Source organism: Streptomyces sp. NPDC005899, assembly GCF_040629645.1.
Taxonomy (GTDB): Bacteria; Actinomycetota; Actinomycetes; order Streptomycetales; family Streptomycetaceae; genus Streptomyces.
On record NZ_JBEXWB010000197.1, the window covers coordinates 1 to 11,756 of the forward strand.

An 11,756-nucleotide genomic window follows, 5' to 3' on the forward strand; every position below is an offset into this window, starting at 1 on the left:
CCGGGCCGGTTCCGTCCGGGCCGGTTCCGTCCGGGCCGGTTCCGTCCGGGCCGGTTCCGTCCGGGCCGGTTCCGTCCGGGCCGGTGGCGGACGCGGACGCGGGCGGCGGCTCGCCGGATCCGTTCGGTGGCGGCGACCTGGAGAGCGGCGCGACGATGCGCTTCTCGCCGGCCGCGCTCAAGCGGGAGATCGCCGAGCGGGAGGCGGCCGACGCCGCCCGCCCCGCGGCGGACGGCCCCGCGGCCGCGGACGCTCCGGCGGACGCCCATGCTCCCACCGCCTCCGCGCCCGAGGACACGCGTGGCACCGACGAGTCCCCGGACGCCACCGGAGCCGACTCCGACGCGCCGGCGCGGACGCCGGTGGACGAGGCCGGCGGGGACAGCTCCTCGGAGGGCGACAGGACCCCCGGAGGCGGCGAGGCCGCCACCACCCCGGCCCCCGACACGGACCCGGGGCAGGCGTTCCCGGGGCCGGCCGGCGACGCGTCCGGACCCGGCGCCGTCCCGTCGGACGAACCCGGCCCGGACGCCCCGCCGCAGGTCACGGCACCTCAGGAGGCGGCCGGTCCGGCGGCCGACGCGTCACCGGCCGAGGAGCCCCAGGGCGTCGCACCGTCGAACGCACCGGCCCCGTGGTCGCCCACCCCGCCCGCGCAGGGTGCGCTGCCGCCGTTGCCACCCGCCTTCCAGCCGGCCGCACCGCAGCCCAGCGCCCCCCAGCCCGCTCCGCAGTGGCCCGGCACCACGCCGGGAGCACCCGCACCCGCGCCCGCAGGTGACGCCCCCGGCGGTTACGGGTTCCCCCAGGCAGCCGCCGCTCCTCTGCCGCCGGCCCAACCCGCCCGACCCGACGAGCACGCGCAGACTCCCCAAGGCGGTTACGGGTTCCCGCAGCCGCCGCAGCAGCCGAAGCTCCCCGCTCAGGGCGGTTACGGCTTCCCGCCCGGTACTCCGCAGCCGCACCTCCCCGCCCAGGGCGGCTACGGCTTCCCGCCCGGTAGCCCGCATCCACACCTTCCCGCCCAAGGCGCCGCGCTCCCCGCGCAGGCGCCGCCGCCGCACCAGGCGCCGCAGGCCCCCTACGCGCAGCAGCAGCCCGTACCGGGCCAGGGCACCCCGAATCTCCCCGCCCCGCAGGCCCAGCACCAGAACCAGCAGCAACAACAACAGGACGCCTACCGGCCCCAGCAGCCCGGCCCTCAGGCCCCGCCCGTCGACCCGCGCACCGGAGCGGCCTGGCCCACGCCGGTCACCCATGACCAGCGCGAGCGTTCCGTCCCGGGCGCACCGCTCGGGTACACGGCCGCGGTGGAGCTCTCCTCGGACCGGCTGGTGCGGGGCAAGCAGAAGGCCAAGAGCAGCCGCAATCCTTCCGGCGCCTCCCGGTTCAAGCTGGGCGGCAAGAAGGAGGAGATCGAGCGGCAGCGCAAGCTGGAGCTGATCCGGACGCCGGTGCTGTCCTGCTACCGGATCGCGGTCATCAGTCTCAAGGGCGGCGTGGGGAAGACGACGACGACGACCGCGCTCGGCTCCACGCTGGCCACCGAGCGTCAGGACAAGATCCTGGCGATCGACGCCAACCCCGACGCGGGCACGCTCGGCCGCCGGGTGCGCCGTGAGACCGGTGCCACCATCCGCGACCTGGTCCAGGCGATCCCGTACCTCAACTCGTACATGGACATCCGCCGCTTCACCTCGCAGGCGCCCTCCGGCCTGGAGATCATCGCCAACGACGTGGACCCGGCGGTCTCCACGACCTTCAACGACGAGGACTACCGCCGGGCGATCGACGTCCTCGGCAAGCAGTACCCGATCATCCTCACCGACTCGGGCACCGGCCTGCTCTACAGCGCGATGCGCGGGGTGCTGGACCTCGCCGACCAGCTGATCATCATCTCGACGCCGTCCGTCGACGGGGCCTCCAGCGCGTCCACCACGCTGGACTGGCTGTCGGCGCACGGGTACGCGGATCTGGTGCAGCGTTCGCTCACCGTCATCTCCGGTGTCCGCGAGACCGGAAAGATGATCAAGGTGGACGACATCGTGCAGCACTTCGAGACGCGGTGCCGCGGAGTGGTGGTCGTGCCGTTCGACGAGCACCTGGCGGCGGGCGCCGAGGTCGACCTGGACATGATGCGCCCCAAGACCCGCGAGGCCTACTTCAACCTCTCCGCGCTCGTCGCCGAGGACTTCCAGCGGGCCCAGCAGCAGCAAGGGCTGTGGATGTCCGAGGGCGGCAGCCAGCCGCCGCAGTTCGCCCCGCCGATGCCCGGTCAGCAGACGGGCGGTCAGGTGGCGCCGGGCGGGCAGCCGTACGCGCCCCAGCCGTACCCGGGACAGCCGTACCCGGCACAGCAGCACCCGGCGCAGCAACACGACGGCCGGCCGTACCCGGGACAGCCGTACGACGGCCGGCCGCAGCCCGGGCAGCCGCAGCAGCCCTACCCGCAGCAGCACCCCCAGCAGCCGTACCCCCAGCAGCCCTACGGGGCCCAGCAGCCCCCACCGCAGCAGCCCGCCGCCCCCGGGCAGCCCTACCCGCCGCACCCCGGACCCGGGGCGTGGCAGCAGGACGGGTGGCAGCAGGGCGGCGCCCAGCCGAACGCGGCACAGCCGAACGCGGTACAGCCGAACGCGGTACAGCCGAACGCGGTACAGCCGAACGGATGGCAGCAGCAGTCGCCCGCACAGGGGCAGCCGGGTGCGGGCCCGGCCGGTCCGCCGCCGGCACCCGCACACCCCGATGGCCAGGCACATCGGCCCGACCAGCCCGAACTGCAGGGTCCCGTACCGCCGGCCGGCTGGCAGCAGTACCCGCCGCAGCCGCCGCCAGCGCCTCAGCAGTAAGGCAGCAGAGGTCTGAACCAATGAGGGCCCGCACCGTTCCCGACGGTGCGGGCCCTCCCGCATTCCCGCAGCCCACACGCCGTTTGGCCGACCGTTGACGTGACTCGACCGCCGCTGATAGACCTTCGCTTCACCAACTGGCGAACCAGAGATCGGCCCGCCTTCACCGTGCGAGTCATGACGCGAGGTCCACGTCCATGGTCACAAGATTCCCCCCACCCTCCTCCCGCCCACGCGGCCGCCTGCGTGTCCTTCTCGCCTCCGGAGCCGCCGCCATGGCGCTGGCCGCCGGGTCGGTCGTCCCCGGGAACCCGCTCGCTCCGGCCCCGCAGGAGGCGCGGGCCGCCGACGGTACGTCGACCCTGACGGTCGCCGTCGCGCAGAGCGTCGACTCCCTGAGCCCGTTCCTCGCGCAGCGGCTGCTCTCCACGAGCATCAGCCGGCTGATGTATGACTTCCTGACCAACTACGACGCCAAGGACAGCCACCCGGTCCCCGGCCTCGCCACCGAGTGGGAGCCCTCGGCGGACAAGCTGACGTGGACGTACACCATCCGGACCGACTCGACGTGGTCGGACGGCGAGAAGGCCACCGCCGAGGACGCCGCGTGGACCTTCAACACGATGATGACCGACGAGGGCGCCGCGACCTCGAACGGCAGCTTCGTCTCCAACTTCGAGAAGGTGACCGCACCGAGCCCGGACAAGCTGGTCATCGAGCTGAAGAAGCCTCAGGCCACGATGACGGCGCTGGACGTGCCCATCGTGCCCAAGCACGTCTGGGAGAAGGTCGGGGACTTCTCGAAGTTCAACAACGACACGAAGTTCCCGATCGTGGGGAACGGGCCGTTCATCCTGACGGACTACAAGGTCGACCGCTACGTGAAACTGAAGGCCAACAAGGACTTCTGGCGGGGCGCGCCCAAGTTCGACGAGCTCGTCTTCCGGTACTACAAGGACCAGGACGCGGCCGTCGCCGCCCTCCGCAAGGGTGAGGTCTCCTTCGTCGCCGGGAGCCCGAGCCTGACGCCCGCCCAGGCGGACTCGCTGAGGACCGCCGACGACATCAAGGTGAACGACGCGCCGGGACGGCGCTTCTACGCGCTGGCGACCAACCCCGGCGCGCGGACGAAGGACGGCACGAAGTTCGGCGACGGCCACCCCGCGCTGCGGGACCAGAAGGTCCGCCAGGCGCTGTTCATGGCCGTGGACCGCACGGCCATCATCGACAAGGTCTTCCAGGGCTACGCCGTGGAGGGCGAGGGTTACATCCCGCCGCGCTACGGCTCGTACTTCTGGAAGCCGTCGGCCCGGCAGAAGCTCGCCTACGACCCGGCGAAGGCCGGCGCCCTGCTCGACGAGGCCGGCTACAGGAAGAACGGCGCGGGCAAGCGGACCGGCAAGGACGGCAAGCCGCTCGACTTCCGCATCCTGTGCCACGCCACGGACCCCAACGACAAGGCCGTCGGCAAGTACCTCCAGGAGTGGTGGGGCGCCCTCGGCATCGGCCTGAAGGTCGACTGCCGCGACAACGTCTCCGACCCCTGGTACGCGGGCGAGTACGACCTGGCCTTCGACGGCTGGTCCGTCAACCCGGACCCCGACTTCGTCCTGTCCATCCACACCTGCGCCGCGCTGCCGGCCAAGGCGAAGGAGACCGCGCAGACCGACAACTTCATCTGCGACAAGCAGTACGACGAGCTCCACGCGAAGCAGACGGCGGAATACGACGCCGCCAAACGGGCCGACCTCGTGAAGCAGATGGAATCGCGGCTGTACGACACGGGGTACATGAACGTCATGGCGTACCCGAATGCCGTCGAGGCCTACCGCACCGACCAGATCGCGTCCATCACCACCATGCCCTCGGACGCGGGCAACATCTACGGTCAGGACGGTTACTGGAGCTGGTGGTCGGCAGTCCCGGCCACCGGTGCGGCGGGCGGTTCGCCCGGTGAGAGCGGCAGCTCGACCGGGGTCCTCGTCGGTGTCGGTGTCGCCGTAGTCGTCCTCGCCGGTGGCGGGCTGCTGTTCGCCATGCGTCGTCGTTCCACCGCGGAAGACCGTGAATAGTCCATGAGCACAGAAAGCACTCCCGCGCTCCTGAAGGGCGCGGCGGGCGTGGACGCCGTACGGACCGACGGCCCGGCTCCGGCCGGGCCGTCGGCCCGCGGCCCACGCGCCCGCAGCACGACCGCGTACCTACGCTACGCGGCGGGCAAACTGGCCGGTGCGGCCGTGTCGCTGTTCGCCGTGCTCGTCACCAGCTTCTTCCTGTTCCGCCTGATCCCCGGTGACCCGGTCAAGCAGATGACCGGCGGCCGTCAGGTCTCGACCGAGCAGATCACCGCGATGCGCGAGGAGTTCGGCCTGGACCTGCCGCTGTGGCAGCAGTTCACCGACTACTGCGGCAACGCCCTGACCGGGGACTTCGGCACGTCGTACCAGTTCCGCGCCCCGGTCATGGACAAGATCACCGAGGCGCTGCCCGCGACGCTGCTGCTCACCGGCACGGCGTTCGTCATCTACACGGCGATCGGCATCTGGCTGGGCGCGAGGTCCGCCTGGCGCAGCGGCTCGGCGGGCGACCGCTTCCACACGGCCTTCGCGCTGACGCTGTACTCGGTGCCCTCCTTCTGGCTCGGCCTGCTCCTGATCATCACCCTTTCGGTCGGCATCGGCCCCGTCCCCGGTCTCTTCCCGACCGGCGGCATGGAGACGGGCGGCGAGAGCGGCTTCGCCCACGTCGTGGACGTGGCGCACCACCTGGTGCTGCCGGTCGTCACCCTCGTCGCCGTCGAGTACGCGCGCACCCTGCTGGTGATGCGGTCCTCGCTGCTCGACGAGATGGGCAGCGACTACCTGACGACGGCCCGCGCGAAGGGGTTGCGCGACGACCTCGTACGCCGCCGGCACGCCGTCCCTAACGCGATGCTGCCCACGGTGACCCTGCTCTTCGTCAACCTGGGCAACACGGTCGCGGGCGCCATCCTGGTGGAGACGGTGTTCTCCTGGCCCGGGCTGGGCGGGCTGTTCTACCAGGCGCTGAGCGTGCCCGACCTGCCACTGGTGCAGGCGCTGTTCTTCGTGTTCGCCGCCGCGGTGATCCTGATGAACACGCTCGCCGATGTGATCTATCCGCTCCTCGATCCCCGGGTGGGCCGATGACGACCACGACCGACGCCACGCCGGCGAGCAGCCCCCGTGCGCTGACCTGGACCCGCCGGCGCCACGCGGTGGCCCGCTTCTGGCGGCAGTACCGCGGGCACCGGGCCGGTCTCGCCGGCCTGACCGTCCTGGCCCTGATCGCCCTGACCGCGCTGGCCGCCCCGCTCCTGGTCGGCGCCGACTCGCAGAGCGTCACCACCGCGCCCGGTGGGCCGCTGGAGTCGCCGAGTGCGGAGTTCCCCCTCGGCACCGACCAGTTCGGCCGCAGCCTGCTCGCCCTCCTGGTGTGGGGGGCGCGGGTCTCACTGACCGTCGGACTGCTCGCCGCCTTCCTGTCGGTGGCCATCGGAACGCTGGTGGGCATCACCGCCGGGCACTTCAAGGGCTGGTACGGCAACGTGGTCATGCGGATCACGGACTGGTTCCTCGTGATGCCGACGCTGGTGCTGGCCATCGCGCTGGCCACCGTGCTCTCGCGGTCGCTGTGGACGACGGTCCTCGCCATCGGCGTGACGACCTGGCCCACGACGGCGCGGCTCGTGCGTGCGCAGACGCTGTCCGTGGAGTCCCGCCCGTACATCGAGCGCTCCAGGGCGCTCGGCGGCGGGCACGGCCACATCATGTCCCGGCACGTGCTGCCCAACGTGATGCCGCTGGTGCTCGCGCAGACCACCCTCGTGATCTCGACCGCCATCCTCACCGAGGCGACCCTCGCCTTCCTCGGGCTCGGCGATCCCACGATCGTCTCCTGGGGCGGTCTGCTCCAGGACGCCCGTGAGGCCGGAGCGGTCAGCTCCGGGAACTGGTGGTACCTCGCCCCGCCCGGACTCGCCATCGCGGCCGTCGCGCTCGCCTTCACGCTCTGCGGCCGCACCATCGAGTCCGTGCTCAACCCCAAGCTGGGGGTGACCCGTTGACCGCCGTGAAGACGGAGACCGTGACGGAGGCCGGGACCCGGCATCCGCTGCTCGAGGTCCGCGACCTCCATGTCACCTACGGTTCGGGGGCCGGTGCCGTCCCCGCCGTGCGGGGCGTCGACCTCCGGGTCGACGCCGGGCAGAAGCTCGGCATCGCCGGGGAGTCCGGCTGTGGCAAGTCCACGCTGGCGCTCGCGCTGCTGCGGCTGCTGCCCGCCTCCGCGACGCTGAGCGGCGAGATCCTGCTGGACGGCGAGGACGTCCTCACGATGAAGTGGGGCCGCCTGCGGGCGGTGCGCTGGGCGGGGGCGTCGATCGTCTTCCAGGGCGCCATGCACTCGCTGAACGCCGTGCACCGCATCGGGGACCAGATCGCCGAGCCGATCCTGCTGCACCGCCGGGCGACGCCCGCCGCCGCCAGGAAGCGGGCCGGCGAACTGCTCGAGCAGGTGGGCCTTCCGGCGGCGCGCGCGGACGCCTATCCGCACGAGCTGTCGGGCGGCCAGCGGCAGCGGGTGATGATCGCCATGGCCCTGGCCTGCGATCCGCGTCTGATCATCGCCGACGAGCCGACCACCGCGCTCGACGTCATGATTCAGGCGCAGATCCTGCGGCTGATCGAGCGGCTCGTCGCCGACCAGGACCTCGGCCTCATCATGATCAGCCACGACCTGGCCGTCCTCTCCGACACCTGCGACCGCCTGTCGGTGATGTACGCGGGCCGGGTCGTCGAGGAGGGCCCGGCCCGGCAGGTGTACGAGCAGGCCCGGCACCCCTACGGCAGCGCGCTGTCGGCCGCCTTCCCCCGCATCGGCGACCCCTCGTCCCGGCACGCCCCGCGTGGTCTGCCTGGCGACCCGCCGGACCCGGCCGCGCTGCCGTCCGGGTGCGCGTTCCACCCGCGCTGCCCGGTGGCGCTGGACTCCTGTGCGACCGAGGACCAGGAACTGCGGCACGCCGGGGAGGACCGGCGGGCGGCCTGCGTACTGGTGGAACCCGGCGCCGTCCTGGCGCCGGGTCCGCACGGTGGCGCCGACGAAGCGAGGAGCACGACGTGACGACCACCCCTGAGGCCCCCCTGCTCAGCGCCGAGGCCCTGAAGGTCGCGTTCCCGGGACGGCGCGGGGCGGCGACGGCGCGTGCGGTCGACGGCGTCGACCTCGACATCCGGCCCGGTGAGATCGTCGCCCTCGTCGGGGAGTCGGGCTGCGGCAAGACGACGCTGGCCCGTTCACTGCTGGGCCTCGTGCCGCCCACGGCCGGCCGGGTCACCTTCGGCGGCGAGCCGCTGGACTACTCCGCCCGCGCGCTCAAGGCCTACCGCAGGCGGGTCCAGCTGGTGCTCCAGGACCCGAGCGGATCCCTGAATCCGCGTCACACCGTCTACGAGGCGGTGGCGGAGGGCCTGCGCATCCACGGATACGCGGGTGACGAGCACGCGGCCGTGTCCGGGGCGCTGGCGCGGGCGGGGCTGCGGCCCCCGGAGCGGTTCTTCCTGAAGTACCCGCACGAGCTGTCCGGCGGTCAGCGCCAGCGTGTCGTGATCGCGGGCGCGCTGGTCCTGGAGCCGGAACTGATCGTCGCGGACGAACCGGTGGCCTCGCTGGACGCCTCCGTGCGCGGTGAGATCCTGGCGCTGCTGCTGCGACTGCGCGACGAACTGGGCCTGTCGGCGCTGGTCGTGACCCATGACCTGGGCCTCGCCTGGAACATCGCGGACCGGGTCGCGGTGATGTACCTGGGCCGGATCGTCGAGACGGGGGACGTCGAGCAGATCCTCACCGCGCCCCGCCACCCGTACACCCGGGCGCTGCTGTCCGTGCTGCCGGAGGCGGAGGGTGAGCCGGTGATCCTGACGGGAGAGCCGCCGGATCCGTCGAATGTGCCGTCCGGCTGCCGTTTCCACGCGCGCTGCCAGGTCCTCGCCTCGGGCGAGGCGGAACGCGCCGGCGTGGCCGACGCCTGCCGCACGCAGGACCTCCCGGTCCTGGGGGGCGGCGCCGGGAGGCAGGTGGCGTGCCACTGGGCGACGGCGGCGGTGGGCGCGGTCTCCTGAGGCGGGACGGCGGGGTCCCGTCCGGTACGCCGGTGCGGGGGCGCCCGGGTTCTCGCGGACCTGTCCCGGGATCCGGTCCGGGCCGGCGGACGGGAGGCCGAGGGAGCCGTCCGGCGTGCGGCCGTCCGGCCCGGGCGGAGGGTGCGCGGCCCGGGCATGGCCGCGCCGCCCCGTCCGCGCGACGGAGACCGTCCCCCGCGGTGAGCCCGGCGCGCGGGTCAGGCGTCCGGCTGCCGGGTGCGGTGGATCGGCCCCGTCAGCCGGGTGAAGGTCAGGCGTCCGGTTGCCGGGTGTGGTGGTGGATGGGCCCTGTCAGCTCACTCAGCGGGCGGCCCGTGCCGCCCCGGCGGTGCCGGACGATCTCGGCGGCGATGGACACGGCCGTCTCCTCCGGCGTACGGGCGCCGAGGTCGAGTCCGACGGGTGCGGCGAGGCGGGCCAGGCTCTCCTCGTCGACCCCTGCCTCCCTGAGCCGGGCGATCCTGTCCGCGTGGGTGCGCCGGCTGCCCATGACCCCGATGTAGGAGGCGGGCGTGCGCAGCGCGGCGGCCAGCAGCGGCACGTCGAACTTCGGGTCGTGCGTCAGCACGCAGACGACCGTGCGCGCGTCGACGTCGGCCGACTCCAGGTAGGTGTGGGGCCAGGCGCAGACGACCTCGTCCGCCGTGGGGAAGCGCTGCCGGGTGGCGAAGGCCGGGCGGGCGTCGCAGACGGTCACCCGGTAGCCCAGGAAGGAACCGATCCGGGCCGTCGCCGCGGCGTGGTCGATGGCCCCGAAGACGAGCATGCGGGGAGCCGGGGCGAACGTCTGGACGAAGACGGTCACGTCCCGCATGCGGCGTTCGCCGTGCGCCCCGTACCGGTGGCTCGCCATGGCCCCCCGCGCGAGGAGTTCCCGCGCGTCGTCCGTGACGGCGGCGTCGAGCCGTTCGTCGCCGAGTGAGCCGTCGGCCCGGTCGGCCAGGACCACCCGGCCGGCCCCCAGGGACGCCTCCGGGGAGACCACGGTCGCCACCGCGACCGGCACCCCGGCGGTGACCAGGCCGACGAGGGCGCGCAGCCCCTCCCGGTCCGGCTCCGAGACGTAGGGCCGCACCAGCACCTCGATCGTGCCGCCGCAGGTCAGCCCCACGGCGAACGCGTCGTCGTCGCTGATGCCGTACGTACGCAGGCTCGGCTCGCCCGTGGTCAGCGCTTCGGCCGCCACCTCGCAGACATCGCTCTCCACGCAGCCGCCGGAGACACTGCCCGCGACAGTGCCGTCGGCCCGCACCGCCATCGCGGCACCCACGGCGCGCGGCGCGCTGCCGCGGACCGCCACGACGGTGGCGAGGGCGAAGGGCGTACCGGAGGTGTGCCAGTCGCGCAGTTCGGAGAGCAGTTCACGCACGGTGGGCGCCTTCCCGGCTCGACGGTCCCTCACTCCGACGATGCCCGGACGCGGGCCCGCTCACCACGCGAGGACGTCAGGCCCGCTCGTACGCCGCGATCAGCTCGCCCGACTTCTTCACGTCGGCGGCCATGGCCACGAGGAGGTCGTCGATCGAGTCGAACTTGAGCATGCCGCGCACGTACGCGAGGAAGTCCACGGCGACGTGCAGTCCGTACAGCTCCAGGCCGACCCGGTCGATCGCGTACGCCTCGACGGTCCGTTCCGTGCCGTCGAACTGCGGGTTGGTACCGACCGAGATGGCGGCGGGCATGGCCTCGCCGTCCACCGTCAGCCAGCCCGCGTAGACGCCGTCGGCCGGGATCGCGGTGTGCGGCAGCGTCTCCACGTTCGCCGTCGGGAAGCCGAGTTCGCGGCCGCGCTGCGCGCCGCGCACCACCACCCCCTCGACGCGGTGGGGACGGCCGAGGATCTCGGCGGCCCCCTCGACGTCGCCCTCCGCGATCAGGCGGCGGGTGAGCGTGGAGGAGAACGGCTCGCCGCCGCCCGCCTCACCGCTGACGAAGAGATCGATGACCTCGGTCTCGTAGTCGTACGTCCGGCCGAGTTCGGCGAGGAGTTCGACGTTCCCGGCGGCCTTGTGGCCGAAACGGAAGTTCGGGCCCTCGATGACGACCCGGGTGTGGAGCTTGTCCACGAGCACCTTCGCGATGAAGTCGGCGGGTGCCAGCTGCGAGAACTCGGCGGTGAACGGCAGGATCAGCACCGCGTCCACGCCGAGGCCCGCCATCAGCTCGGCACGCCGGTGGTGCGGGGCCAGCAGCGGCGGATGGGTGCCCGGACGCACGACCTCGCTGGGATGCGGATCGAAGGTCACGACGACGGACGGGACGCCGAGCTCGCGCGCCCGCTCCACCGCCCGGCCGATGATCAGCTGGTGCCCGCGGTGCACCCCGTCGTAGGAGCCGATGGTGACGACGCTGCGTCCCCAGTCCTCGGGGATGTCCTCCAAGCCACGCCAGCACTGCACTGTGACCGCTCCTCGCCCGAACCCGTGTACGTGTGTGTGTCCATTACGCAGGTCTAAGACTGCCATGCTCACGTCCCACGGCCTGCATCGGCACCGTCATCACCGGCTGCGGCCCGTGCGGGGACGCGACCGCGCGCCGGGCGCCGCCACCGACGACGACGGCCCACTCCTCGGGAGCCTCCGCCAGCCAGCCGGCGATCATCGCCGCGAAGCCGGGCACGTCCCGGGCGAGTCCGGTGAGCGCATCGTCGAAGCGCGCGGCCCCTTCGGGCGTCCGCGCGAGCAGCATGCCGGTGCGGTGCACCAGTGCCCTCGTGCGGGCCTCCGGGCGCCGGGCGGATCCGGCC

General features: G+C 73.0%; 9 protein-coding genes. 6 read left to right on the forward strand and 3 right to left on the reverse strand.

From position 1 onward, the window contains the following. Window positions 1-83: 83 nt before the first annotated feature. The 6 genes from ABZ371_RS20925 (at window position 84) to ABZ371_RS20950 (ending at window position 8,989) form a co-directional block, all read left to right on the forward strand. On the forward strand, window positions 84-2,849 hold the full coding sequence (locus ABZ371_RS20925) for an AAA family ATPase (protein ID WP_358681763.1): 2,766 nt from the start codon (window positions 84-86) through the stop codon (window positions 2,847-2,849). A 197-nt stretch (window positions 2,850-3,046) separates the two neighbouring features. Continuing rightward, on the forward strand, window positions 3,047-4,921 hold the full coding sequence (locus ABZ371_RS20930) for an ABC transporter substrate-binding protein (RefSeq protein WP_358681766.1): 1,875 nt from the start codon (window positions 3,047-3,049) through the stop codon (window positions 4,919-4,921). 3 nt (window positions 4,922-4,924) lie between these two features. Next, window positions 4,925-6,016 (forward strand): ABC transporter permease, encoded by a 1,092-nt coding sequence (locus tag ABZ371_RS20935; RefSeq protein ID WP_358681769.1) that lies wholly within the window; start codon window positions 4,925-4,927, stop codon window positions 6,014-6,016. Further along, on the forward strand, window positions 6,013-6,933 hold the full coding sequence (locus ABZ371_RS20940) for an ABC transporter permease (protein WP_358681771.1): 921 nt from the start codon (window positions 6,013-6,015) through the stop codon (window positions 6,931-6,933). The genes ABZ371_RS20935 and ABZ371_RS20940 overlap by 4 nt, the downstream gene beginning before the upstream one ends. Beyond that, window positions 6,930-7,991, forward strand: coding sequence for an ABC transporter ATP-binding protein (locus ABZ371_RS20945; RefSeq protein ID WP_358681774.1), 1,062 nt, complete (start codon window positions 6,930-6,932; stop codon window positions 7,989-7,991). Before ABZ371_RS20940 ends, ABZ371_RS20945 begins: the two co-directional genes overlap by 4 nt. Beyond that, window positions 7,988-8,989 (forward strand): ABC transporter ATP-binding protein, encoded by a 1,002-nt coding sequence (locus ABZ371_RS20950; protein WP_358681777.1) that lies wholly within the window; start codon window positions 7,988-7,990, stop codon window positions 8,987-8,989. Before ABZ371_RS20945 ends, ABZ371_RS20950 begins: the two co-directional genes overlap by 4 nt. Window positions 8,990-9,260: 271 nt before the next feature. Here the strand turns inward: ABZ371_RS20950 and ABZ371_RS20955 are convergent, their stop codons facing one another. The 3 genes from ABZ371_RS20955 to ABZ371_RS20965 form a co-directional block, all read right to left on the reverse strand. Further along, on the reverse strand, window positions 9,261-10,379 hold the full coding sequence (locus tag ABZ371_RS20955; RefSeq protein WP_358681780.1) for an XdhC family protein: 1,119 nt from the start codon (window positions 10,377-10,379) through the stop codon (window positions 9,261-9,263). A 76-nt stretch (window positions 10,380-10,455) separates the two neighbouring features. Beyond that, the gene (locus tag ABZ371_RS20960; RefSeq protein WP_358681782.1) at window positions 10,456-11,409 is read right to left on the reverse strand and encodes a bifunctional riboflavin kinase/FAD synthetase; all 954 of its coding nucleotides are present in this window, start codon (window positions 11,407-11,409) and stop codon (window positions 10,456-10,458) included. Window positions 11,410-11,452: 43 nt separating this feature from the next. Beyond that, a partial coding sequence (locus tag ABZ371_RS20965; protein WP_358681785.1) for a hypothetical protein occupies window positions 11,453-11,756 on the reverse strand: 304 nt, incomplete at its 5' end.

What these genes read in the sequence shown, in the direction of transcription:
- ABZ371_RS20930 (WP_358681766.1), top strand. Translation starts at nt 3,047, where the DNA reads ATGGTCACAAGATTCCCCCCACCCTCCTCCCGCCCACGCGGCCGCCTG.
- ABZ371_RS20935 (WP_358681769.1), top strand. Translation starts at nt 4,925, where the DNA reads ATGAGCACAGAAAGCACTCCCGCGCTCCTGAAGGGCGCGGCGGGCGTG.
- ABZ371_RS20940 (WP_358681771.1), top strand. Translation starts at nt 6,013, where the DNA reads ATGACGACCACGACCGACGCCACGCCGGCGAGCAGCCCCCGTGCGCTG.